Origin of the sequence: Luteolibacter sp. (genome assembly GCF_039920825.1) — a bacterium.
GTDB lineage: Bacteria > Verrucomicrobiota > Verrucomicrobiia > Verrucomicrobiales > Akkermansiaceae > Luteolibacter.
This window is the reverse complement of record NZ_JBDSCX010000042.1, coordinates 1-24173: the sequence shown is the minus strand read 5'-3', so window position 1 is coordinate 24173 and position 24173 is coordinate 1. Positions and strand designations below refer to the sequence as shown.

General features: G+C 59.4%; 19 protein-coding genes. 10 read left to right on the top strand and 9 right to left on the bottom strand.

What is annotated here, in order from left to right:
* Window positions 1–31: 31 nt before the first annotated feature.
* The 5 genes from recA to pabB all read right to left on the bottom strand — a co-directional run bounded on the left by recA (window position 32) and on the right by pabB (window position 5798).
* Window positions 32–1075, bottom strand: coding sequence for a recombinase RecA (gene recA, locus ABIQ96_RS12595; protein WP_348214951.1), 1044 nt, complete (start codon window positions 1073–1075; stop codon window positions 32–34).
* 109 nt (window positions 1076–1184) lie between these two features.
* Window positions 1185–2033 (bottom strand): hypothetical protein, encoded by an 849-nt coding sequence (locus tag ABIQ96_RS12590; RefSeq protein WP_348214950.1) that lies wholly within the window; start codon window positions 2031–2033, stop codon window positions 1185–1187.
* Between the two features lie 48 nt (window positions 2034–2081).
* Window positions 2082–3161, bottom strand: coding sequence for a M42 family metallopeptidase (locus ABIQ96_RS12585; protein WP_348214949.1), 1080 nt, complete (start codon window positions 3159–3161; stop codon window positions 2082–2084).
* Window positions 3162–3225: 64 nt separating this feature from the next.
* Complete coding sequence (locus tag ABIQ96_RS12580; protein WP_348214948.1) at window positions 3226–4479, bottom strand: voltage-gated chloride channel family protein; 1254 nt, start codon at window positions 4477–4479, stop codon at window positions 3226–3228.
* Window positions 4476–5798, bottom strand: a complete 1323-nt coding sequence (gene pabB, locus ABIQ96_RS12575; RefSeq protein ID WP_348214947.1) for an aminodeoxychorismate synthase component I — start codon at window positions 5796–5798, stop codon at window positions 4476–4478. Before pabB ends, ABIQ96_RS12580 begins: the two co-directional genes overlap by 4 nt.
* 193 nt (window positions 5799–5991) lie before the next feature.
* Here pabB and ABIQ96_RS12570 point away from each other — a divergent pair, with 193 nt between their 5' ends.
* The 6 genes from ABIQ96_RS12570 to ABIQ96_RS12545 all read left to right on the top strand — a co-directional run bounded on the left by ABIQ96_RS12570 (window position 5992) and on the right by ABIQ96_RS12545 (window position 13521).
* Entirely contained in the window at window positions 5992–7605 is a 1614-nt protein-coding gene (locus ABIQ96_RS12570; RefSeq protein WP_348214946.1) for a SpoIIE family protein phosphatase, read from the top strand.
* Window positions 7606–7690: 85 nt separating this feature from the next.
* Window positions 7691–9667, top strand: a complete 1977-nt coding sequence (locus ABIQ96_RS12565) for a sigma-70 family RNA polymerase sigma factor (RefSeq protein WP_348214945.1) — start codon at window positions 7691–7693, stop codon at window positions 9665–9667.
* Complete coding sequence (locus ABIQ96_RS12560) at window positions 9667–10482, top strand: hypothetical protein (protein WP_348214944.1); 816 nt, start codon at window positions 9667–9669, stop codon at window positions 10480–10482. The genes ABIQ96_RS12565 and ABIQ96_RS12560 overlap by 1 nt, the downstream gene beginning before the upstream one ends.
* Window positions 10483–10647: 165 nt before the next feature.
* Window positions 10648–12738: an elongation factor G gene (fusA, locus tag ABIQ96_RS12555; RefSeq protein ID WP_348214943.1), complete on the top strand. Its 2091-nt coding sequence runs from the start codon at window positions 10648–10650 to the stop codon at window positions 12736–12738.
* Between the two features lie 161 nt (window positions 12739–12899).
* Window positions 12900–13181, top strand: a complete 282-nt coding sequence (locus ABIQ96_RS12550) for a type II toxin-antitoxin system Phd/YefM family antitoxin (RefSeq protein ID WP_348214942.1) — start codon at window positions 12900–12902, stop codon at window positions 13179–13181.
* A 7-nt stretch (window positions 13182–13188) separates the two neighbouring features.
* On the top strand, window positions 13189–13521 hold the full coding sequence (locus tag ABIQ96_RS12545; protein WP_348214941.1) for a type II toxin-antitoxin system RelE/ParE family toxin: 333 nt from the start codon (window positions 13189–13191) through the stop codon (window positions 13519–13521).
* A gap of 378 nt (window positions 13522–13899) precedes the next feature.
* Here ABIQ96_RS12545 and ABIQ96_RS12540 read toward each other — a convergent pair whose 3' ends face one another.
* The 4 genes from ABIQ96_RS12540 to ABIQ96_RS12525 form a co-directional block, all read right to left on the bottom strand.
* Window positions 13900–14715, bottom strand: coding sequence for a hypothetical protein (locus ABIQ96_RS12540; RefSeq protein WP_348214940.1), 816 nt, complete (start codon window positions 14713–14715; stop codon window positions 13900–13902).
* 23 nt (window positions 14716–14738) lie between these two features.
* On the bottom strand, window positions 14739–15368 hold the full coding sequence (locus ABIQ96_RS12535; protein ID WP_348214939.1) for a hypothetical protein: 630 nt from the start codon (window positions 15366–15368) through the stop codon (window positions 14739–14741).
* 578 nt (window positions 15369–15946) lie between these two features.
* A complete protein-coding gene (locus ABIQ96_RS12530) occupies window positions 15947–18598 on the bottom strand; it encodes a M1 family metallopeptidase (RefSeq protein WP_348214938.1) in 2652 nt (883 codons plus the stop codon).
* 778 nt (window positions 18599–19376) lie between these two features.
* Window positions 19377–19910 (bottom strand): hypothetical protein, encoded by a 534-nt coding sequence (locus ABIQ96_RS12525; RefSeq protein WP_348214937.1) that lies wholly within the window; start codon window positions 19908–19910, stop codon window positions 19377–19379.
* A 77-nt stretch (window positions 19911–19987) separates the two neighbouring features.
* Between ABIQ96_RS12525 and ABIQ96_RS12520 the strand changes: the two genes are divergently transcribed.
* From ABIQ96_RS12520 to ABIQ96_RS12505, 4 genes are all read left to right on the top strand, one after another.
* Window positions 19988–20941: a rhamnogalacturonan acetylesterase gene (locus tag ABIQ96_RS12520; RefSeq protein WP_348214936.1), complete on the top strand. Its 954-nt coding sequence runs from the start codon at window positions 19988–19990 to the stop codon at window positions 20939–20941.
* Window positions 20942–21009: 68 nt separating this feature from the next.
* On the top strand, window positions 21010–22401 hold the full coding sequence (locus ABIQ96_RS12515; RefSeq protein WP_348214935.1) for a glycosyl hydrolase family 28 protein: 1392 nt from the start codon (window positions 21010–21012) through the stop codon (window positions 22399–22401).
* Window positions 22402–22644: 243 nt separating this feature from the next.
* Window positions 22645–23556 carry an ADP-ribosylglycohydrolase family protein gene (locus ABIQ96_RS12510; protein WP_348214934.1) on the top strand — a complete coding sequence of 304 codons (912 nt, stop codon included), beginning with the start codon at window positions 22645–22647 and terminating at the stop codon, window positions 23554–23556.
* Window positions 23553–24173: FAD-dependent oxidoreductase (locus ABIQ96_RS12505; protein WP_348214933.1), on the top strand; the 621-nt coding region annotated here is incomplete at its 3' end. The genes ABIQ96_RS12510 and ABIQ96_RS12505, both read left to right, overlap by 4 nt.

Below are 24173 nucleotides of genomic sequence, written 5' to 3'. Positions count from 1 at the left end.
GATGGAGTCGAGAGACTCCAAAGGCTTCGTCTTATTTCTTCTTTTTGGCTTCGAGGCCTTCTTTGACCTTGGACTCGATATCCGCGTAGATCACTGGATCGCCTTTGAGCAGTTCCTTCGCCGCATCGCGGCCTTGGGCGAGCTGGGTTCCATTGTAGCTGAACCAAGAACCGCGCTTTTGGACGATTTCCATTTCCAAAGCGAGATCGAGCAGCGACCCGGTAGAGGAAATGCCTTCATTATACATGATGTCGAATTCGGCCTCGGTGAACGGTGCGGCGACCTTGTTTTTGACAATTTTCACCTTGGTGCGGTTGCCGGTGACGGTGCCGTCGGTGGACTTGATCGCGCCGATGCGGCGGATGTCGACCCGCACCGAGGAGAAGAACTTGAGGGCACGGCCGCCGGGGGTGGTTTCCGGGTTTCCGAACATCACGCCGATTTTTTCGCGAATCTGGTTGGTGAAAATACAGCACGTCTGGGCCTTGGAAATCAGGGCGGTGAGTTTGCGCATCGCGGCACTCATGAGCCGGGCTTGCGCGCCGACCGTGGAATCGCCGATTTCACCGTCGAGTTCCTGCTTGGTGACCAGCGCCGCCACGGAGTCGAGGACGATGACCGCAATCGCATTCGAGCGGACCAGCGCTTCGCAAATTTGCAGGGCTTCCTCACCCGAAGATGGCTGGGAAACGAGCAGATCGTCCATATTCACGCCCAGCTTGCGGGCATATTGAGGATCGAGCGCGTGTTCCACGTCGATGAATGCCGCCAAGCCACCGCGTTTCTGGGCTTGGGCGATGACCGTGAGGGTGAGAGTGGTCTTTCCGGACGACTCCGGGCCGAACACCTCGACGATCCGGCCGCAGGGGAAGCCACCGACGCCCAGAGCGCGGTCGATCAGCAGATTTCCCGTCGGAATGACATCGACATCGACACATCGGTCATCACCGAGCCGCATGATGGCGGATTCACCGAACTCTTTCTGGATGTGCGAGATCGCGAGATCCAGATTGCGTTTGCGGGCTTCATTCAGCTTTTCGTTTGCGGATTCTTCGGATGTTTGTTTGGCGGCCATGGCAGTGTGTCGTGTTGCCAAAGCTGTGACGTGGTCGTTCGGGAATCGCAAGAAAAAAGATGTTCGCTCGAACAAAAAAGTGCCTTTTTCGCAATTCGAAGGCCCGGGTTCACCGGATCTCGATATTGAGGCGGGCCATCCCTTCCGGATCCTTGGCGGAATCCGCCACCCACGTGATGACGAATCCATCCTGCAGCGGGCCGGCTTGTTTGTTGGAAAGCGTCATCAGTGAATTGGTGGAGGCGGCAAATCCCAATTTCTTCTCCTGATAGGAGCTGAATTCCACGTCCGCCCCCACGATCCCCGTGCCGTTGATTTCCTTGGAACTGGCATCCACGCTTTCCGTGGTGGAAAGTCTCGGGCGTTTTTTGTCCGCCCAGGTCACCTGCACGCGGTCACTCTTGGTTTTCTCCTCGAAGGCCTTGATTTCCTTTTTGTCGGCACCCCGTTTGAGGCCTTCATAGGCGCTTGGAATTTTCACCGCGATGGAGAAACGCAGCGGATTCTGCGTCAAGGTTCCCGGGGTCAGCAGGCGTCCGCCGAGTGAAATTCCTCCCCGTGTTTCGTCCACCGTGACCTCGAATCCCGCGTCCCCTTTCACCTTGCCGCGAAAGACGGTTTTTACGGGTTTGGAAGTTGCCGGTTGGGTGGTTTCAAGTGTTTTCGGGTCAATCAGGTGAACCACGGTTTTTCCATCCGGCAGGATTTCCTCCACTTGGAAAGTCACGACGATTGTTAGTCTTTTGGCGACAGGTTCGCCAGTTCTTCCGAGAATTCTGATGGAAGTGTCACCCTCGGAAGTAATGCCGAATCTGAAGGTTTTCGTTCCAACTCCGACAAAATACCCCAGCCATTCCTTTTCGCTGAGAGTCGGAAGCTGCGCGGAAACCGGAGCGATTCCCGAAACTCCCATCAATCCCGCAACCACCAACGATGTCCTTGTGATCCTGCTGCCCATGGTTCCAGCCAAGCGCAATCCATCCTTCGCCGCCAGCGTAAAGTTAGATCAAAGATACTTCACCAGACTCTCCACCGTTTCTTCATCCAGTTTTCTAACTAAGGCTATCGTCAGCGCCACCATTTGCAGGTAGTCGTTCAGATCGATGATCGCGTTGTGCGAATGAATGTAGCGCGCCGGCACTCCTAACACGATGCTCGGGATGCCGTCGTTCGCCAGATGAAACGACCCGGCATCGGTGCCTCCGCTGCGGCGAACCGTCAGCTGATGGGCGATGCCTTCCTCCTGCGCTGTTTCGACGACGAGCCGCGCCAGTCGTGGATTCGTGATCGCCGACGGATCGTAAAAACGGATCTGCACTCCGCCGCCCAGCCTCCCCTGGCAGTCCGTTCGTGAAAAGCCCGGCGAGTCATCCGCCGGCGGGCCTTCCAGGACGATCGCCACGTCCGGCTTCGCGAAATTCGCCGCGGTCTTCGCACCGCGCAGGCCGACCTCCTCCTGGACCGTGCCGCAAAGGATGAGAGTGTTAGGGTGCGCTGATTGTGATAGAATCTGCCCCGCCTGGATGGTTGCCGCCATCCCCACGCGGTTGTCGAACGCCTTGGCCATGAAATGGTCCTCCCGCGTGAGCGCCGTGAACTGCGACACCGGTGCGATCGGGTCACCTAACGAAATTCCGAAATTCTCCATCACGTCCCGACGCGACTCCGCGCCCACGTCGATGAACATTTGCTCGATCGTCATCACCTGTCTCCGCTGCTCGGCTGATAGAAAATGCGGCGGCCGCGACGACACCACGCCGAGGATTTTCGCGCCGGCGCGGGTGAGGATTTCCACCCGTTGTGAAAGCAGGTTGTGCTCCCACCATCCGCCGATGGCGAGGAACTGGATGTAGCCGTCCGCAGTGATGTTCTGCACCATGAAGCCGACCTCGTCCATGTGTCCGGCCACCATCACGCGTGGCCCCTCGTCTCCGGTTTCACAAAAGACCGAGCCGTTGCGGTCCGCGGAGAGTTCCCCGCAGTCTTCCAGTTCATCGACGAAAATCGCCCTCACCTCATCCTCATGACCGGAAACCGAATGGGCTTCCGTCAATTCCTGCAACAATGAAACCGCCTTGGTGCGCATGCGCGGAATCGTGCGAAACACGACCGCCTGTTCCAAGCATCATCTTTCGCGGCAGGCGGTGATTTTATGCGGGAAATTTCGTCACTCCGCTGCGCTGTGCGGAGTAGATGCCTTTGGATCCGCTGCAGCGATAGGCGATGATGCAGGCGGTCGCCAGATAGACTCCGTTGCCCGCGCCGAAGAGTTCCATTCCCATCAGCGTCGAGGCGAGCGGGGTGTTGGTGGCTCCGGCGAAGATGGCGACGAAACCGAGCGCGGCGAACAGATCGACCGGTGCGCCCAAGGCGTGTGCGAGGGTGTTTCCCAAAGCGGCACCAATGAAGAACAGCGGTGTCACTTCGCCTCCTTTGAATCCTGCGGACAAGGTGATCACAGTGAAAAGGAGTTTCCATGCCCACGCTCCGGCCGGGATTTCCATGGAGGTGAACATCGCGGGAAGAGTGATGGCGCCGGGCGGGTCGCCGAGCACGCCGAGGCCGAGGCCGAGGTAGTCGGGAGTTCCTGCTAGAAAAAACAAGCCGATGACCATGAGTCCACCGACCACGGGCCGCAGTTCGGGGCGGGGGATGTGGGTTTTGAAAGCATCGCCGAGCCGGTGGGAAAGTATGGAGAAAATCGTTCCGGCCAGTCCGAAAGCGACGGCGGCGAGTGCGACTTTGGCCATCAGCAGCAGTTTGATGGCGGATGCACCGGCGGCGACATCGACATGATAGAGCGTGTGGTTGATGGGCCAAGCGCGGCAGGCCCAGTCAGCCACCAAGGAGGTGAAAAAACAGGGGATCAGCGCGTCATACTGGATCCGTCCGACGACAAGAACCTCCAGCGCAAAAACGGCTCCGGCGATGGGCGTGCCAAAGATCGAGCCGAACCCGGCGGCGACGCCCGCCATGAGAAGAATGCGGACGTGCGCGGCATCCAGTTTGAGAAAACGGGCGAGCGTGGCGGCGATGCTGCCACCCATTTGCACGGCGGTGCCCTCGCGTCCGGCCGAACCGCCGAAGAGGTGGGTGACGAGTGTTCCTATCAGAATCAGCGGGGCCATCCGCCGCGGCACTCCGGCGGCGGGCTGGTGAATTTCGTCGATGAGCAGGTTGTTCCCGCCGACGGTGGATTTGCCGTAGAGTTGATAGAGAAGGCCGACGCAGAGACCGGCGGCGGGCAGCAGATAGAGTAGCCAGGGTTTGTCAAAACGGACGCGTGTGACAGCATCAAGCGCCCACAGGAAAAACGCGGAGGCCGAGCCGACCGCGATCGCCAGCGGCGTGAGGATGGAAAACCACCGGAGCGTGGCGATCGTTTTGGCAGTTAGAGACTTCATGGTCCGGTGGCTTGCCAGCGCTCGATGGCGAGGCGGATCCCCGCGGCCTTGTGGAGGGTTTCCTCGTATTCTTTTTCCGGATCGGAGTCGGCGACGATGCCGGCACCGACTTGATAGAAGAGGTTGTTTCCGCTGCGGACGAGGGTGCGGATGGCGATGTTGAGCGAGCTTTCGCCGTTGTAACCAAGCCAGCCGATGGCCCCGCAATAGATGCCGCGCGGGGTTTGCTCGAGTTCGCGGATGATTTCCATGGCGCGCTTCTTCGGCGCGCCGGTGATACTGCCGCCGGGGAAGCAGGCGGCAATGGCGGTGATGGCATCGATGTCCGGCCGGAGGGTGCCGATGACGGTGGAAACGAGGTGGTGAACCTGGGCGAGCGACTCAAGCCGCAGCATTTCGGCGACTTCGACGCTGCCGAATTCGCAGACTTGGCCGAGGTCGTTGCGGAGCAGGTCGGTGATCATGACGAGTTCGGCGATTTCCTTGGCGGACGTTTGGAGTTCGTAGGCGGAGCGGCGGTCCTCGTCGGGATCGGAAAAGCGCGGGCGGGTACCTTTGATCGGCCGGGTCTCAATGCCGCGGCCGGAGATTTTCAGGAAGGTCTCGGGCGAGGAACTGAGGATTTCGCGGCCGCCGAGATTCAGGTAGGCGGCCATCGGCGCGGGCGAGGCTTCGCGAAGGGTCTCGTAGAGGGAAAACAGCTCGCCGGTAACCTGGGCGGCGAAGGCTTGGGAAAGATTCGCCTGATAGATGTGCCCGGCGGAGATCCACTCCTTGATGCGGGCGACGCCGGTGGTGAACTTTTCCCGCGAGCCGAGCGGGGTGAACGGGGAAATTTCGGCGGAGCCGCGGGTTTCCCGGAGCTGGTGGGAAAGCCGGCCGGTTTCCCACCAAGTGTGGTCGCTGTGGCTATAGACGAGCATTTCCGGGTAGCCGCCGAAAACAAAGTCGCCCTCGTAATCGACCCAGCCGCAGAGTCCGCCGACGGGGAAACCGAGGTCGCCCGCGGGTTTCGGCCCTTGCCGGAGTGCGGTGCGGAGGATTTCCAGATCCCCGCTGCGGTAAATGCTGCCGCGCAGGACTTGCCGCGGGCTTGCGGCGATCACCGAAATCGGCCGCGAGCAACCGGACGGGAAATTTCCCGCGGTATCAAAAAACACCAGCCCGTCGAGATGCCGCAAGCGCCCGGCGACTTCGACGGGAGACAGGCCATCGAGCCGGACCGGGCTCGCCACGGGTCGCATCAGGGATTCCGCCATCGCGCGACGAAACAATGTCCGGCGCTCTCCCGTGGCAAGCCGGAAACACGCGTGAGCCATGATACTCAAAGCGGAATCGCCGGGGCTTCAACACGACTTGCTGGATTTTCAATGTCTTTGATCTTGGGGAAAAAGCCGCCTCGGGAGGCAGAGTCATTTATCCGACGCTGCGCTTCATCCGCCTGAGCCACATCCGTTTTCGTGATGGAAGACGGTTGCGATCCGGGCGACAACCCGCCATCCTGCTAGTGGCATGAGTGAAGATCCGGAAACAACCGAGGTTCGGAACAAGTTGAAATTGGAGCGGCTCGAACTCGCGCTCCGGGCATCTAACGAAGGAATCTGGGACTGGCAGACGGACCGGGCGACGATCTATTACTCCCGCCGGGTCCGCGAATTTTTGGAATGCGGGAAAGAGCGTGCTCCGAATTTATTTCTCCCGCCTTACGAACACATCTGGCCGGAAGACCGGGAGGCGTTCGAGCGCGCGGTCTCGCTGGCATTGCTGGACGGTGGTCCCGAAACCCTCGCGGTGGATGCCCGCATCCGCACCGGCGGCGACCTTTTATGCTGGTTGAGAATCCGTGGCACGGTGCTGCGGAATCGGGATGGCAAGGCGGTGCGGATCGCTGGCTCGATGATCGACATCAGCCGTCGCAAGGCGGCCGAGGCGGCGGTGGAGGAGGAGCGGTATCTGCTCAAGCAGTTGATCGACCACGTGCCGCTGAAGGTCTATTTCAAGGATCTGGAATCGAAGTTCGTGACGGCCAACCAAGGCACCGCCGAAGGCATGGGCTGCGCTGACTCCAGCGAACTCACCGGCAAACACGATCGGGATTTTTTCCAATACGAACACTGGAAAAACGCCTACGACGACGAGCAGCGCATCATCCAAACCGGCAATCCGGTCATCGACCTGCTGGAACATGAAACGTGGCAGCGCGCCTCCGAAACCTGGGTCATCACCTCAAAATTTCCGTGGCGCGACCGGAACAGCGCGATCAAGGGCACTTTCGGCGTGTCCAGCGATGTCACCCGGCTCGTTCTCGCCGAGCGGGAGGCCTCCGATCTCGCCCGGCAGCTGCGGATGAAAAACGAAGCCTACGAGGAGGAGTTACTGCTGGCTCGTGAGATCCAGCACGCGCTTGCCAACGAGGTGATCCCCGCAGCGACGGACGGCAACCGGAACCACCTCACCTTTGGCGCGCGATACATTCCGATTTCAGGGCTGGCCGGTGATTTTTTCGAAGTGATGAAAATCGGTGATGATGCCTATGGAATGTTGATCTGCGACGTCATGGGCCACGGCGTCCGCTCCGCACTCATCGTGGCGATGCTTCGCGGGCTGTTGGAAAAACAGCGCGCGCAATCCGCCGAACCCGGGATGTTTCTCCAAGGCCTCAACGACGGACTCGTCGCGATTCTCGAACGCGCCCATGCTACCATGTTCGCCACCGCTTTCTTCGGCGTGATCGATCTCGCCGCCGGCACTTTTGAATACGCCTGCGCCGGCCATCCCGGACCGATCCTCGCTGGCAAGGACGGCGTGCGCCAGATCGCCTGCGAGCGCTCCGAAAAAGGCCCCGGACTTGGCTTGATCAAGGGCGCCTGTTACCCGACCCACAAGCTGCCGCTCGCCGAGATCGACCGGATCGTGCTTTTCACCGACGGCGTTCTGGAAGCCGAGAATCAGAGCGGCGAGCCGTTTTTCGAGAACCGTCTGATGGAAATCATCGGCCTGAAATCCCAAGACCCGCTGGAATCCCTGCTCGACGGCATTCTCTCCAGCGTGCTCGCCTTTTCCGAAGGCCAGCGCTTCGACGACGACGTCTGCCTGTTGGGAATCGGTATCACGCGCGCGACCTGACCGGCGTCCATTTTCTGGAATGTCCGGATCACGACTCAGCACTTTTTTGTCCGTTTTCCCGCAGGGGATGGCACTAGTTTCATGAATGCCGAACGCTTCAGAAAAAACCGATCAGTCGCTGCTGGACGATTTCGTCCGTCAGGGCGATGAACCGGCGTTTGCCGAGCTGACGCGGCGGCATCAGGCAATGGCGTTTGCGACGGCCTATCGGATCTGCGGCGACCGCGGGGAAGCGCAGGACATCCTGCAGCAGGCGCTGATCGTCCTAGCAAGGCGGGCGGGAGAGCTCGGCGAGGTCCGCTGCCTGAGCGCCTGGCTGCACCGGGTCGTCATTCTGGAAGCAAAGAAGTCCCGGCGGAAATCCACCAACCGGAGGGTGCGCGAAACCATGGCCTATCAGATGAACGAACGGTCGCAGGAAGAGCCGGATTATTCCGCGAAGATAGCGCCGGAACTGGACCGGTCCCTCAACGCGATGGGCGAGAAGGATCGGGAAGTGCTCACACTGCACTATCTGGAGGGCCACACGTTCAAGTCGATCGAGCAGCGGTTGGGCGGGACGGCCGAAGCTTGGCAAAAGCGCAGCGTGCGGGCGCTGGAGAAGCTGGCGGATAAATTGAGAAGCCGCGGCGTGACGGTCTCGGCGGTGGCGCTGGGCACCTTTTTCATCAGCGCGCGGGCGGACGCGGGAGTCACCGCGTCGTTTTTGGAAACCATCACCCGGCGGGCGCTCGACGAGGGCGCGAAGCAAGCGGCGGGCACCTTGGGAAAAACCGCCATTTTACTCACCATGAAAACAGGAATCGCGATCAGTCTGACAAGCGGCGTTCTGCTCGCCTACGGGTGGGGAATCGTCACGCGGGAAAATCCAATCCGTCCGGCGACGAGCCGGGCAGGACCCGTGGCGGACACGGAATCGGAAACGGAATCGGCACTACGGGAAAAGCGTGACCGGGGATTCACGCTGGAACTGGTGAAGCAGGCGGTGGCCGAATACGACGGCGCGGAAAAACCGGACGCACTGGCGGAAAGCCGGTTGCGGAGCCTGATGTTTGTGGTCCCTCAGGGTTATCTGGAAGAGGTGTTACAGGTATTGATAGCGACCAAGGATCACCGGCGGTTCGAGCAGGTGGTCGCGGCGCTGTTTGGCAGTTGGGCGGAGCGCGATCCGGCGGCGGCGCTGGCCCGGGCGAAAGAGGCGGAGGATTTTTCCTATCAGGCGAGGCGGGCGGTGATGGTGACCTGGCTGAACCAGGACCCCGAAGGCGCGCTGGCGGTAATGCTGGCGGACAAATCTAACGATGACCGGGGCTTCCTCACTGAATTTGTCACCTATCAGTGCGAGCGGAAACCCCAGGAAGCCGCGCTGCTGGTGGACCGCGTCGCCAGGGATTGGCCCGAGGCGGACCGGCCGTTGTTCGAGCTGGTGGCGAAACTCTGGTCCCGCACCGATGCGCTGGCCGCCGGTGACTGGGTAGCTTCCTATCCGGACGAGGAGGCGAAGCGGAAGCTGTTGAAATCGATCGCCGTGGACGTGGCGAAAATCCGCGGCTTCGACGGGCTGGCGATCGCCAACCACATCGAAGACGAAAAAGCACGGCAGGAAGCGCGCAACGACGCGATCTACTGGTGGGCGGCCACGACGGGCGGCATTTCCCTGATCCCCGGCGAGGCCAAGCCCGTCCGCGATATTTCCGGTGGTTTCCCCGACGACTGGACCAGCGAGAACATCCGGACCTTCGCCTTCGCCACGATGGTCAACTATGCGAAAAACCTGCCGGATCTGCTCCGGATCGCGAAGGACGACGGGCAGCGGATCCTGATTTACGAAGGTGCCGTGAAAGGCTCCGGTTGGAGCAATCCGGCCGCAGTGACCGAGGCGGCGGAGCAATTGCCTGACAGCTTTGCCGCCACGCCTGAGGGGAAAGAGACACTTAAAGTCTTCATCCGGCGTTGGAGTGAAATGGATCCGAAGTCGGCGGAAAGCTGGCTGTCCGGCCAAACTCCCGGCCCGAAGACGGACGTGATGCGGGCGGAACTGAAAACGGAGGCCGCGAAGTGATGAAAATCCCGGTTTACGCGGTGGCACTGTTGCTCGGCGGGCTGATAGGAACAGTGCTGGTTCGCACGGCAATTCCCTCTCAAGGCGGTTCGACCGGATCGGAAACAACAGGCAGCCGCAAAACCGCCCGGATGCCGGAGCCGGTGGGAGTGAGCATCAGCCGGCTGATTTCCACCGAAAGCGCCGAGATGGACGAGAGCGTCCCCATCAACAAGGCGCTCGACGTTCTCTTCGCCGAGCGGAAAAGCCCGATGCGGACCCGCGCGTTTTTGAAAAACCGGATCCAGATGATGACGACCGGCCAACTCACCCAGGCGCTGATGAATGGAGACGTGCAATCGTCGGCTGAGCTCAGGGAGGTCGCGCAAAGGCTGGCGAAGGAGGATCCGGAGGGAACGTTCAGCCACCTTGTGGCGCAGGAACTCCGGGTTAACGGAATGGAGAACACCTACACTTTCGTCGACGCGTTGCTCCAGACCTGGGGCGACTCGGATGCCGTTGCTGTTATGAACCAGTTGAAAATGATGAAGCGTGGAGGATCCCAGCAGGACTTCTCGCTGCGATTCAGCGGCTACTGGGCGAAGATCGATCCAGCCGCCGCGGCCCGCAATTTCGACGACCTTATTTATCTGCGAAACATGCAGGACCGCGGAGACATGGTTTTCACAGACAATAGCTACGCCGGGGAAATCGTGAAGTCGTGGAAACAGAAGGACGAAAACTCCATGCGGGAATACATCGCAAATCTACTCGCTGGCCGGCAGAAGGACGCTCTGAATAGTGCGTTGAAAAAACTGGTTGAACCGAAGCACTGACCCGGTCGATCCGGCGGATGCCAAAGAGGCGCGGCCTTTTCCCAAGTTCAAATCGGACGAAAAAAACCGGCATTTCGACTCTAGGATTGCCAAACCGAGATCCTCGACTAGGAATCTGCCCCCGGCGCGAAACCGTCGCCCGGCAATCAGAAGCAACCATCCGTTATGAAGGACCTCAGCAAATACCGCAACATCGGCATTTTCGCCCACGTTGATGCGGGCAAAACGACCACCACCGAACGTATTCTCAAGCTCACCGGCAAGATCCACAAGATCGGAGAAGTTCACGATGGCGCATCGACAATGGACTTCATGGAACAGGAAGCCGAGCGCGGGATCACGATTCAATCGGCCGCCACCACCTGCTTCTGGAAGGATTACCAATTCAACATCATCGACACTCCCGGCCACGTTGATTTCACCATCGAAGTTTACCGTTCGCTGAAGGTTCTCGACGGCGGTGTCGGCGTGTTCTGCGGTTCCGGCGGCGTTGAGCCTCAGTCGGAAACGAACTGGCGTTACGCCAACGACTCCGAAGTCGCCCGTGTCATTTACGTCAACAAGCTCGACCGGATCGGCGCGGATTTCTACCGCGTCGTCGCCCAGGTGAAGAAGATCCTCGGAGCGACCCCGCTCGTCATGGTCCTGCCAATCGGCACCGAGTCCGATTTCGTCGGTGTCGTGGACCTGCTCACCATGAAGGCCCACATTTGGGACGAATCCGGACAGCCGGAAAATTTCAAGATCGAGGAAATCCCCGCCGACCTCGTGGACAAGGCGAAGGAATACCGCGCCCAGCTCATCGAGACCGCCGTCGAACAGGACGACGCGATCATGGAGGCCTACCTCGAAGGCACCGAGCCAACGATCGAACAAATCAAGAAGTGCATCCGCAAGGGCACCATCGACCTCGCTTTCTTCCCGACCTACTGCGGTTCCTCGTTCAAAAACAAGGGCCTCCAGCTCGTGCTCGACGCCGTCGTCGATTACCTGCCTTCCCCGACCGACGTCAAGCCACTCCCCGAAGTGGACGAAGAAGGCACTCCAACCGGCAAGTTCGCGGTCATCGATCCCAAGGCTCCATTCCGTGGCCTGGCGTTCAAGATCATGGACGACAAGTTCGGTGCGCTGACTTTCACCCGTATCTATTCCGGTACGATCAAGAAAGGCGACACCGTCCTCAACTCGTTCACCGGCAAGACCGAGCGCATCAGCCGCATGGTCGAGATGCACGCCGACGACCGTAAGGAAATCGACTCCGCCCAAGCCGGTGACATCGTTGCCATCGTCGGTCTCAAAAACGTCCAGACCGGTCACACCCTTTGCGACGAGAAGAACCCGGCCACTCTCGAGCCGATGGTTTTCCCGGATCCCGTCATCTCCATCGCCGTCGCTCCAAAGGACAAGGCCAACGCTGAAAAGCTCGCCAACGCCATCGGCAAGATGATCCAGGAAGACCCATCGTTCCGCGTCGAAACCGACGATGAAACGAACGAAATGATCCTCAAGGGCATGGGCGAACTCCACCTCGACATCAAGATCGACATCCTCAAGCGCACCCACAAGGTCGAGGTCTCCGTCGGTCCGCCACAGGTCGCCTATCGCGAAACCATCACCAAGATGGTCAACGACAGCTACACCCACAAGAAGCAGTCCGGTGGTTCCGGCCAGTTCGCTAAAATCGACTACACCATCGAGCCAGGCGAACAAGGCTCCGGCTTCATCTTCGAATCGAAGGTCACCGGCGGCAGCATCCCGAAAGAGTTCATCCCCGCCGTCGAAAAAGGTTTCAAGACCTGCGTCGATAAAGGACCACTTGCCGGTTACCCTTGCTTGGACTTCAAGGTCACGCTCAACGAAGGTGGTTTCCACGCGGTGGACTCCAGCAACATCGCCTTCGAAATCGCCGCGAAAGCCGCGTATCGTCAGACCATGCCGAAGGCTGCCCCGCAGATCCTCGAACCCATGATGAAACTCGACGTCTTCGCCCCCGAAGAAAAAGTCGGTGACGTCATCGGCGATCTCAACCGCCGCCGTGGCATGATCCAAGGCCAGGAGCCAACTCCGGGCGGTATCCGCGTCAAGGCAGAGGCTCCGCTGTCCGCCATGTTCGGCTACATCGGCGACCTTCGCACCATGACCTCCGGCCGTGGCCAGTTCTCGATGGAGTTCAGCCACTACGCCCCTTGTCCGAAAAACGTCTCCGACGACGTCATCGCCAAGGCCAAGGCCCGCGAGGAAGCGCTTCGCAAGTAAGCCTGAATCGTTTCAATCGAAAACCCGCCGTCCTGAAAATGGGCGGCGGGTTTTTTGTGTCCCACCAACCCATCCATCATGATGGACGAATTCCGCCCGCCCGAGAATTCATCTTTAAATCCGGTTTTTTCATGCTTACATGATCTCGAGCCAATTCCTCCATGCCACTCGATCTGAGAATGAACGAAATTTTCCCCATTTCCGACTTCGTCCGGAATGCCAGCGCACATACTGCCCGGATCCGCCAAACGAACCGTGCGGAAATCCTCACCCAGCACGGTCGTCCGAGCCTCGCGGTCATGCCTGCAGAGGAATACGAACGCCTGATCGATGCCGCCGAATACCTCGATGGCATCGAAGCCGTCAGGATTGGCTTGGAAGCGGCAGAGGCGGGGCGTTCGAAGCCAGCCTTAGAAGCCATCCGCGAGTGGGAAACCCTTTGATCGGGAAATGCGCTACCGCGTCATCATCACCGATCCTGCGGACGAGAATTTCCGCAGCCATTTTCGTTGGATCACGGAACGTTCCCTCCAAGGCGCGGAAGCATGGCGCATCCGGATCATCGAGGCAATCAGGTCGCTGGAAATTGCACCGGATTGCCACGCCCTCGCGAGAGAATCCGCCGCGTTTCCTGTCGAGATCCGCTGCCTGCTCTGCGGGAAGAATCGTTCCGCATTCCGGATCCTCTACCAGATCAAAGACGACGAGGTGCGGGTTCTGGCGATCAGGCGGCCTTCACAGGATCTCATGGATCCGGGAAAAGAATCTGGATCAGCCCTGTGACGAGTGGAATGTGAATTGCGATGACTTACGCCATCGCCGTGGCCAGTTCTCCATGGAGTTCAGCCACTACGCCCCTTGCCCGAAAAACGTCTCCGACGACGTCATCGCCAAGGCCAAGGCCCGCGAAGGAGCGCTGCGCGCCGGAAAATAAGCATCCATCGTTTCAAATCAAACCCGCCACCTTGCAAACGGGCGGCGGTTTTTTTGTGTCTGCATGGCAATCGTCATTCCATGCGATACCTAACATGTGCCGCAAGCAGTCTGTGCATAAGGCGGGCCTTGCGTCCGATGCATGACAATTTCAATGCTTGTTAGTCGGGATCGATTGATGAAGAAGGGGAGACCATATGGTTCCTCCTTCCTCGTGAAAACTTAAGTTCAGAGCTTCGGCGTCAGCAGCTTCTGCCAATCCTTATCCCCGATCAGGGGCATAAGGGTATCGGGAGGTTCAGCACCGCCGTAGCGACCCGATGAACCAAATATCCATTGCTTCTGGTAATCCATGAAACTGCTTCCGGGTGCGGGCTGCGATCCCTTGTTGAGTCCCGGTGAAATGACGATGTTTTCAAAAGCCAGCATGCTTCCCTTACCTCCCGGATGATAGGCCCGGAGGAAGTAACTCTCGATGCCGAGTTGGGCGGTACCACTTTTGATTTGTTGAACCAAGCGGTCCGACAAGAGTCCGGCCTTTGCTCCGCAGATCGCATGGACCGCATCGATGATCCGCTGTTCATCGGCGATCGCGCCGGAACGATCCCCCGGGATTTCCCAAACCATTTCGTCGTCATTGATCGTGAATTCACGCATGGCGGCCCTCTTCCTCTCGAAGAAGCGCCGGAACACTTCATCGACGAGCTCTTGGACCTGACCGATCTGGGTATCGTCCAGGCCGAGAATCCGAAGGTCGACGGGATTCACTTTCGTCCCGATCAACACGACGCAGTCGAGCCGGTCCGCCATGGCGGGGGGCAGCAGATAATTTCCTTCCGCGTCGATGCGGAGAGGAATCTTTTTCTCACGCGGGCGGGTGGACCGAAGTGGGCTGCCCGCTGTGTCACTGGCAGCTTGGTTGCTTGGATTGACTGGAAATTTCGGGACCACCTTGCCAGAGGTGGCGCTCGCAAGTGAGGGCGTGAGCGTGAGGTGGCCGAAACCAAGGCCGATGGCGAAGGCAGCGAACGAGGCGATACGCACCGGATGTTTTCGAGCCTTGGGCATCATTTCAAGGGAAGGAGATGGAGGAGAGAATCCGGGATCTTATGGGAGTTGATCGATTGAGAGCCCTCGTGCGAGCCCGAGTCCTTCAGTTGATTGAAGAATGCTTCATCCACGGCGGCGCCTTTCAGGCGGGTGGGCTGGAAATCGATGGTTTCGTAAACCGTGGTCCCATTGGCTGATGAACTGATCTTCACAAGTCGATCCAAGGTGCCGTAACCGGCGGTGAGAACATTCAACAGGCCGGTTCCTGCGTTCGACTTGTAGGACGGGCTGTAGCCATCCGTGAGCCGATAGCGGAGCAGGGGCTCAAGTTCCGGCCCTGCGATCCGCAGGATGCTGGTCTTGAGATCCTGCCACTCTTTTTCAGCGATGATGGGATCCGCGTGAGGGATATGGAGCAGGGTATGCGGCCCGCTTGACGGGAGGATTTTCATCGTGGCCTTTTCCCTCTCCTGCCAACGGAGGACGGCGGAATCGATCACGAGTTTCAGCTCCTGAATCTGTTTTTCCTCCAGACCGAGAAGCTCGCATTCCTTGGGATTCAGCGAGATCCCATCCATGAGCTCCACCCGGATGCGGCGCAATGCGGCGGGCGGCACGATAAAGTAATCCGCCGGGTCCGGGGGCAAGATGGCATTCCGTTCTGGCGGACGTTGCCTTCCCTTGGAAGCGGATGAAACCCACTGCCCGGAAGCGGAATTTACACGGGCATTTTCGTGTTGGTTCTCGACGGGCGTCCGATCCGGTATCGAGGCATGCAGGAGGCGTCCGCACACGATGCCTGAAACCAGGGCAAAAATGATCACCCCTGGATTTCGGAAAGTAGAGAATCCAAAGGCAGGCATTGGGCAAAAGGTTTTAAAGGATTCCGCCGAGAGTCAATGATGCAATCAAAGGGGTCCGTCGAAGTGGTCAGTCTCGACTAACCAGTATTGCGTCCCATTCCGCCGAAGGGTCTAATGCAATTCCATAGCCAGCCCTTGCGATACGAGGCGGCGGGAGTGGATTACCCAGGGACGGCAATCACCCCATACGATCTCTCCCACCTCCCAAATGCTTGCTAGTCGGTGTCCCCATTGACGAAGGCAACCTCGATGTATTTTCCCAAATTCTAGCAGCTACCGCCTCGCTTCGCCCTGAGGGAGCCGGGCATGTATCTTTTGATTTCGGAACTCAACGGCTTTGCCGCCTCCCGTTCTTTCCCGGCTTACTTCTTCGCCGCGAACCAGGCCACCAGCGGTGCCTTCAGCCGGTTCTGCGTCTCGATCCGCGTCTCGATCTCGGCGATCGAGCGATCCACGACCTTGCGCGATTCGGGCGTCAGATATTGGGTCGCATAGGCATCCAGCTTGATCACCATCGCCGGGTCGGCCGAAAGGTTGCCAAGCCGCGCCAGCGCCCGGCTTCGTGCCGACACGCCGATCAGCGCCTCATATTGCTGGCGATGGGCCAGCACATAGTCGACCGCCAGCATCGGATGCGGGATGCCGACCTGGGCAATGATGGCCGGGCCGGTGGTCTTGCCCGGCTCGTCGGTCATGGCGAGATCAAGCGCCTTGGTCGCCAGGCCTTCGTCCCTCACCTTGCCCAGCAGCGCGAACAGGGTGCTCTTTTCGAGGTCGCTTTTCGCTCCGTTCGCCATGGATCGCAGCTTTTCCCAAGTCGCGGCATCGGCATTTTCAGCGATGATCGCCAGCCAGTCATCGCGCAGCGGCCCGTCGAGCGCCGCCGGATTGGCCGCCCGCGCGGCGAAACGGCTATTGGCTTCCGCCACCACGGCCTTGTCGCCGATGTTGCCCAGGGTCAAAATCAGACTCGACCGCAGCACCGGCACCTGTGGCCCTTCGCCTGCCTTGGCGTCATAGCCGATCGCCGTCAGGACCGGGGTCAACTTGCCCGAGGCATAGGTCACGACCGGTGCCTGGGCCGCCTTGTCGCCATCCAGCAGGTCATAGATGTCCTTGAGACAAGCGGGCACCTTGGCCAGCACCGCCGGGCTGCCATTGGCGGGCACCGCATCGATCAGGTCGAGGGCCAGCCCCATCGGCTGGTATCCTGCCAGCCCAAGCTGGAAATTATCCGCCAGCAGTCCGGCCTGATCGATGCTGGCAAGCTTGCCGAAATCCTTTGCCAGCGCCTGCACATCGGCCTGGGGATAGAGCGAGCGATAATAGCCTGTCTGCCCGGCATTGACGATATAGGGGCCGCAACCCGGCAAGGTCACGGTTGCGTTGCCAGCCAAGATCAGTCGCTGCGGCGTGCCGCCGATGGTCCGGGCGATGACGGGCACGCTCCACGACAGCGGCGCCTTGCCCTTCCGGTCGCGGCTATACTCGCCCTGCGACAGGCTCAGCACGGTATTGCCGCCTTGGCATACGGCGCTGTCCACCTTGACCAGCGGAATGCCGGGCTTGGACGTGAAGTCGTGTGCGATCGAGACCGATCCCTTGGTGCCAGCGCCCTCGACCGCCTTCCACAGGTCGTCGGTCAAGGTGTTGCCATAGGCATGCGCCCCCATATAGCTGCGGATACCGTTACGCCACGCATCCTCCCCGGCATAGCCCTCCAGCATCGTGATGACGGCTTCGCCCTTCTGATAGGTGATGGCGTCGAACGCCTGGTTCACCTCGTCCACGGTATGGATCTTCTGCACCACCGGATGGGTGGTGCCCAGCGAATCGAGGCTCATCGCCCGTTCGCGCCCGTCGACGCGGGTCAGCAGCATTTCCCAGTCGGGCTGCAACTTGTCGGTGACCTTGGTCGCCATCCAACTGGCAAAGCCTTCGTTCAACCACAGATCGTCCCACCAGGCCATGGTGACGAGATCGCCGAACCACTGGTGCGCCATTTCATGCGCCACGATGGAATAGATCTTCCGCCGCGTGCTCTCCGAGGTGAAGCGCGGATCGACCAGCAGCGCGCGCTCGAAGGTGAAAATCGCGCCCCAATTCTCCATCGCACTGAAAAACTGGCTCTGGCCCGGGCCGGCCACATTATCCAGCTTTGGCAGCGGGAAGGGCACTCCGAAATAATCATTATACCAAGGCAGGATCGCCACCGACGCGTCGAGCGCCAGTTGCGCTTTGCCGGTATTGCCCTTACCGGTGATGACGCCGACTTCGGTATTGCCGGCCATCTTGGTGGCGCGGTCAAGTTCACCCAGACCGAAGAACAACAGGTAGGACGACATTTTGGGGCAGGTGCCGAATGTCACCTGCGTCTTGCCAGCGCCCAGATCCTGGGTCGCCTTGACCGGCATGTTGCCGACCGCCAGCTCACCCGTCGGGATGATGGCGGACAGGTCGAAGGTCGCCTTGTAGCTCGGCTCGTCGAAGCTGGGGACGAAACGTCGGGCGTCGGGCGCCTCGAACTGGGTGAACAACGCGCGCTTCGCCGCCCCTGCATTGTCGGTATAATCAAGTGCGAACAGGCCGTTCGCCTGAGTGTTGATGATACCGGCATAGCCGATGGTCAACGTATAGCTGCCAGGTGCCAGCGGTTTGCCGAAATCGAGCGCCACCGTCTGTGCCGCCGCGTCCACCCTTGCCGTGCCCTTCGTAACCTCGCCGCCCGCGGCCGGCGTCAGCGTGACATTGCCGAACGTTAGATCCGCCGCGTTCAGGACCAGCGTGGGCATCGCCGCACTGACCGTCACGTCGATCGTCACCTTCCCCGTGAATTTCAGATTTGCAGCATCGGGCGTAACCGCAATCGCATAATGGCTGGGCACCGCGCCGCGCGGTAGCTGCGTGGTGATCCCGGAGGCGGGGCCAGCAGGCACGGCTTGCGCCAGCGCGGGAGGAGCAATTGCCAGCAGCGCTGCAGCCAGCAGTAAGGGAAGCATCTTGGACAGGGACATTCGTTTAGATTCCGAAACGGTTCAGACGGCGCGGCCAAGGACGGCCTTGCGCCACGATAAAACGCGGGATCCGCGCTTTCGTCAATGAGGTCAGTAGGCATGAAAGGACTCCGCACCGGCCGCCGCACATCACCTGTTCCGCACGTCCACCTTCCCTTGCCCTATTTCCGACAAGCCGATGGCCCGGTTCAAGGCCCCTTCACGGAGGGCTCGATGCTTTCGATTGTTTTTCATCTCTGCGCAGGCAGATAGGCCGGAGGGCGAACCTTCGTTCCGTCTCTTCCCAACCCGCCGTGCCGAAAATGGGCGGCGGGGTTTTTGGTGCTCAACCGGACCGCGAAATTCATTTCGCCCGAATCCTCGACTCACCACGGTTTCCGTATCAGGTTTCCACCATAAGATGAGCCCGAAGAGTCTGCATCCGTCAGCCCTCGCGACGAGTATTCATGACGAAATTTTTGCGTTATAACGCCTTTCAATGTCAGCCCCCACGACAATTTCCAAGCGATACGTCATCGCCGCGGCCTTTCTTGGGATCGTGCTCATCCTGTCTCTTCGACCGTGGCGGACAGCATCACCCGGAAATTCAAAGAATCACGAAGCTCTCCATGGACCGGCCATGGCAGACGAATCTACCTCTGTGCCTCCCGGGCTCGGTGAAACTATCCGCACGAAATCGCGGATCCGGACCAATCACCCGAAGCCGACCCTTGAGGAAACCATCGAACTCACCCGAACAACAATCATCCCGATACTTGATCTCCCTCCCGACCAGCCTCTACCAGAACGGATCGCCCGAATCAACCAGCTCATCCAAAAAACCGGGGTGGAGCATGACCGACTCCGATTGATTGTCAGAAGTGCGGATCCGGCAAATCAATGGCGGTTCAAGGGTGAAATGAGAATCCGGAATATCCCGCTGGGTGCCGCCCTGAAATATCTCTGCGATTCCACCAAACTCAGATACCAAGTCCGGGAGAACGGCATCATCGAACTGACGACATCGCAAGATCCAGAAACGACGCCACCTGTTGGAGAAATCGAATCCAGTAACAGCGATCCCTTTGCCCCACGAGGAGCGGATCCCTTTGCCGAACCCACGCCGGTTCGTTGAATCCAAATAAATGGACGCCAGGGTTCGTGTCCGGCAGCGAGTCACACTTCTCGCAAACGGACCGCGAAATTTATTTCGCCAGTATCCGCCGATCGCAGAAAAACCGAAGACGCTCCCCCACCCGCCTTCGACAATCCGCGCTGCTCCTACCCAGTTTAGAATCCGAGCCCAAGTATCTGCCTCTGCGAGTTCAGGCATACCCCTATTGCGTTAAAGACCCTTTCGCTCTGCGCTGTGATGTTTCAACCCAACCTGTTTCCTTTATGAAAAATGTCATGAACAGCCCCAGATCATTTGTCGCAGCCTCCGTGCTTGCCGTGTGTGCCGCCAATCTGTTTTTCCCCGCCCGGGTCAACGGTGAGCCGATCGCCGCGTCCCTCAAGATCAGCGATGTTCCCCGTGCCACGCAAATTGGCACAGGTCCAGCCCCGGCCGGCGCGCCCGGGAACGGCCGATACACACCGCCGATGCCCGCGAACCCCAGTCTGCCGACGCTGTGGCTGATCGGAGATTCCACGGTGCGCAACGGCACCACAGGCGATAACGGCCCGACCGGCCAATGGGGTTGGGGCGCGCCGATTACGGCCTATTTCGATTTGAAGAAAATCAACGTCGTCAACCGGGCGTTCGGCGGCACGAGCAGTCGCACATTTTACAACGGCTTCTTTTGGAAAGACCTGCAGCCACGGATCAAGAAAGGTGACTTCGTGATCCTGCAATTCGGGGCGAACGACAATGGCGGCGCAAAGGGCAAAGGTGGGCTGGGCGGACTCGGTGACGAGACCGCGATGAACAACGATGAAACCGTCCATACCTTCGGCTGGTATTTGAAACAATTCGTCTCTGAGACCCGCGCGCAGAATGCCACACCGATCATTTGCTCCCTCACGCCGCGCAAAGGTTGGAGCACCGACGGCAAATTCAAACGGGACAACGGCAAACACGCCGCATGGGCCGAGCAGGTCGCGAAGGAAACTAACCCCCCTTTTATCCCGCTCTACGACATCATCGCCACGCGTTATGAGAAACTCGGCACGGCAGCAGTGGAAACGCTTTACGTCCCATCGCCCAAGGAAAACCTGCACACCGGTTGGGACGGAGCTGTCGTGAACGCCGGGTGCGTCATTTCCGGATTGAAAGCCTTACCTGCCGATCCATTGGCAAAGTTCCTCTCACCCCGCGCCGCCATGATTTCTCCGGCTGGCGGCATCAGTAAGGTCGGAAAATAAGGGCTAATGAGACTTTACTTCGATTACGATAGAAAGACTCCCCTGCTCCGCGCGGTAAGCATCAACCTATGCCTCACCGGAAAACAACCGTTTGCAAACTTCTACCCTCGTTCTGCCTTTTTTTCGCAGCCCTGCCGGTGATGGCCAGTGGGGCTGGAGTGATTGATGCGACAAAAGCAGGCATCGTCGGCAACGGCACCACGTCGAACACGACCACCATTCAAAAGGCGATCGACGATTGCAGCGCAGGCGGCGGCGGGACGATTTCCTTTCCGGCAGGCCGTTACCTAACTGGAACCATCCAGATCAAGAGCAACGTCACCCTGCGGCTTGAGAAGGACGCCACTCTGCTTGGCAGCACGGAGGCGGCCGATTACCGCAATCTCGATCCATTCATCGATGGCGCCGGAAGCCCGATGGGCCACGCGCTGATCGTCGCCATGGATGCGGAAAACGTGGGCATCGAGGGCAAGGGCACCGTGGACGGACAAAGCCCCGCGCTGAAAGCAAAGCAAAAGCCCTACGCCGTACGGCCGTTCCTGCTCCGCTGGGTGCGCTGCACCAACGTCAGCGTCAAAGAAGTTCACCTCACCAATCCGGGCGCGTGGACGCTCAATTTCTATCAAACCAAAGGTGCGGTGATCGAAGGCGTGACCATCCGCAGCCGGAACCTCGGGATGTCCAACAACGACGGAATTGACCTCGATTCCAGTGAAAACGTGAGGATCCGCGATTGCGACATCATCAGTGGTGACGACGCGCTTTGCATCAAGGCCACCAGCTCGGGAAAGCCAAGCCGCGACATCATCGCCACCGGCTGCAAGCTTTCGACCTGGTGCAACGCGATCAAACTCGGCACCGAAGCGATCGGAGGATTTGAAAATATTTCGATCTCCAACTGCCGGATCACCGATACAAAACTGTCCGGTATTGCCCTCAATGCCGTGGATGGCGGAGACTTGCGCAATGTATCTATCAGTGATGTGACGATGGACGGTGTGGCCGCTCCTATCAGCATCCGCCTCGGCTCACGTCTCAAGGCCTTCCGCGAGGGCGACTCACCGAAACCGACCCCCGGCAAATTGCGCGATGTGGTGGTGAAAAACATCACCGCCAAGAATATTGAAATGATCGGCATCCTTATCAACGGAGTTCCCGGCTTCCCCGTGGAAGCGCTGACGTTGGAGAACATCCAGCTTGAACTGCCCGGAGGCGGAACCGAAGAGGCAGCGAAGGTGAAGTTACCCGAAAAGGAAAATGCCTATCCGGAGTTCAGCATGTTCGGAAAAACCCTGCCCGCTTACGGCATCTACGCACGGCACGTCCGGGGCGTGAATTTCAATAACATCCGGACCACCTTGCTCAAACCCGATGCCCGCCCGGCCACAGTGTTTGTGGATGTCGAAGATGTGACGCCTGCCAACTTCGCCACGGAAACATCCAATCCGCCGGTGAAATGAGCGGGGAAAGATGGGCGGCGGGGACTCTACTGGACGGACGAGCGCCAGCCCTGGAGGGTCGACACTCTTGTCGGCCAAGCCAATGATCGGCGAAAGGGATGCGCTTTCGCTCCCCACTTTCTCGTCTCATTGGCCCACGACAGGAGTGTCATGGCTCCTTAGCTTGGCGGGAATCTAAATTTACCCCTCAAGGCCTTACGGAACCTCTTGAAGAAAACGGTCCCGCATTCTATGACTCCAGTCGTGATTCCAACATCAGACATCGTTTTCACTTCCCTCATTGCGGATGCCCTCGCCTTGGGCCCGCACTGGATCTATCATCAGAAGGAACTCAAGAAGAGATTCGGGCACATCATGAGTTACATGGCGCCAGCCACCGCCTATCATACCGGAAAAAACGCTGGCGATCAGACTCATTATGGCGACCAAACCATGCTGCTCCTGCACTCGATCGCGGAGTTCGGTCGCTTCGATCTGGAACACTACGCCGCGAAATGGCGTGAGTTTTGGGAGAATCCACAGACGATTTCCTATCGAGACGGCGCGACGAAGGCCACGCTGGCTCATTTGCACTCGGGCATGCCACCCGAGTCGGCAGCATCCTCATCTTCCGAACTGGGCGGCACGGTCCGCACCGCACCGCTTTTCCTGCTGGATTGGGAGGACGACGAAGCGCTTTTCTCCGCAGCCCGCAGCCTAACCGCTTTTACCCACAACGATCCGCCCGTCGTCGAAGCTGCGGAATTTTTCACCCGTGTCATACTCGCCGTGCAACGCGGTGCCGGAATTTCCGATGCTCTGGAGGAAACCGCAGCGCTGCTGCATTGGGAAGCGATCCCAACGGAATGGTTCGCGGCCGCGCGACGCTCCAGCGCTTCATCCGCCAGCGATGGGGAAGCACTGGAAGGACACGGCCTGACCTGCCACATTCCAGACGCCTTCACCGGCGTCTGCCACCTCCTTCTAAGGCATCCGGAAACGCCCGCCACGGCACTCATCGAAAATATCAACGCAGGCGGCGACTCCGCCGCACGAGGCATGGTGCTGGGAATGGTTTACGGTGCGGCATTTCCCGTTTCAGCCCTGCCCGCCTCGTGGTTGAGCGACCTGAACGCCCGTGATGAAATCAATGGCTTGATCGATAAAATCCCATGACTGAAACCTACGATCTCATCGTGCTCGGCGGTGGTCGCGCCGCGAATCTTGCCATCGCTGCCAGCAAGGCGGGTTGGAAGACAGTCCTTATCGAAAGAGATCAGTTAGGAGGAACCTGCCCGAACCGCGGTTGTGTTCCCTCTAAGTTGCTCATCGGCTTCGCGGATGCGGCAAGACATGCGCGCAATGCCGGGCGCCATTTCATCCACGCGGATTTCCAAGGTGTGGATTTGCAGAAGATTTTCGACAGCGTGAACCAATACGTCGGCGGGGTGGACGGGCGCTACGAAGACCGCGTCAACGCTGCGGGCGTCACTTTAATACGCGGCGAGGGCCGTTTCACCGGGCAGAAACAGATTGAAGTGTCAGGCCGCACGCTGACGGCGGAAAGAATTGTCGTCGCCACCGGTTCGCGGCCGTCTCCTCCCCCGTTCGCCCATCTACCCGTGTGGACGAGTGATGATCTTTTCCCCCTCGAAAGCACTCCGCCGAAAAGCCTGATCGTCATCGGTGGCGGAGTCATCGGATGCGAGATGGCAGCCTTTTTCGCTGCGGTGGGCGTCGAAACCTCGTTATTCGTGCGGGGCGATCGTCTGCTAAAAAAGGAGGACAAACAG

Excerpts from the sequence above, each read along its gene's own strand:
- recA (WP_348214951.1), bottom strand. The coding sequence starts at position 1,075 with ATGGCCGCCAAACAAACATCCGAAGAATCCGCAAACGAAAAGCTGAAT.
- ABIQ96_RS12590 (WP_348214950.1), bottom strand. The coding sequence starts at position 2,033 with ATGGGCAGCAGGATCACAAGGACATCGTTGGTGGTTGCGGGATTGATG.
- ABIQ96_RS12585 (WP_348214949.1), bottom strand. The coding sequence starts at position 3,161 with ATGCGCACCAAGGCGGTTTCATTGTTGCAGGAATTGACGGAAGCCCAT.
- ABIQ96_RS12580 (WP_348214948.1), bottom strand. The coding sequence starts at position 4,479 with ATGAAGTCTCTAACTGCCAAAACGATCGCCACGCTCCGGTGGTTTTCC.
- pabB (WP_348214947.1), bottom strand. The coding sequence starts at position 5,798 with ATGGCTCACGCGTGTTTCCGGCTTGCCACGGGAGAGCGCCGGACATTG.
- ABIQ96_RS12570 (WP_348214946.1), top strand. The coding sequence starts at position 5,992 with ATGAGTGAAGATCCGGAAACAACCGAGGTTCGGAACAAGTTGAAATTG.
- ABIQ96_RS12565 (WP_348214945.1), top strand. The coding sequence starts at position 7,691 with ATGCCGAACGCTTCAGAAAAAACCGATCAGTCGCTGCTGGACGATTTC.
- ABIQ96_RS12560 (WP_348214944.1), top strand. The coding sequence starts at position 9,667 with ATGAAAATCCCGGTTTACGCGGTGGCACTGTTGCTCGGCGGGCTGATA.
- fusA (WP_348214943.1), top strand. The coding sequence starts at position 10,648 with ATGAAGGACCTCAGCAAATACCGCAACATCGGCATTTTCGCCCACGTT.
- ABIQ96_RS12550 (WP_348214942.1), top strand. The coding sequence starts at position 12,900 with ATGCCACTCGATCTGAGAATGAACGAAATTTTCCCCATTTCCGACTTC.
- ABIQ96_RS12545 (WP_348214941.1), top strand. The coding sequence starts at position 13,189 with ATGCGCTACCGCGTCATCATCACCGATCCTGCGGACGAGAATTTCCGC.
- ABIQ96_RS12530 (WP_348214938.1), bottom strand. The coding sequence starts at position 18,598 with ATGTCCCTGTCCAAGATGCTTCCCTTACTGCTGGCTGCAGCGCTGCTG.
- ABIQ96_RS12525 (WP_348214937.1), bottom strand. The coding sequence starts at position 19,910 with ATGCCTGAACTCGCAGAGGCAGATACTTGGGCTCGGATTCTAAACTGG.
- ABIQ96_RS12520 (WP_348214936.1), top strand. The coding sequence starts at position 19,988 with ATGAACAGCCCCAGATCATTTGTCGCAGCCTCCGTGCTTGCCGTGTGT.
- ABIQ96_RS12515 (WP_348214935.1), top strand. The coding sequence starts at position 21,010 with ATGCCTCACCGGAAAACAACCGTTTGCAAACTTCTACCCTCGTTCTGC.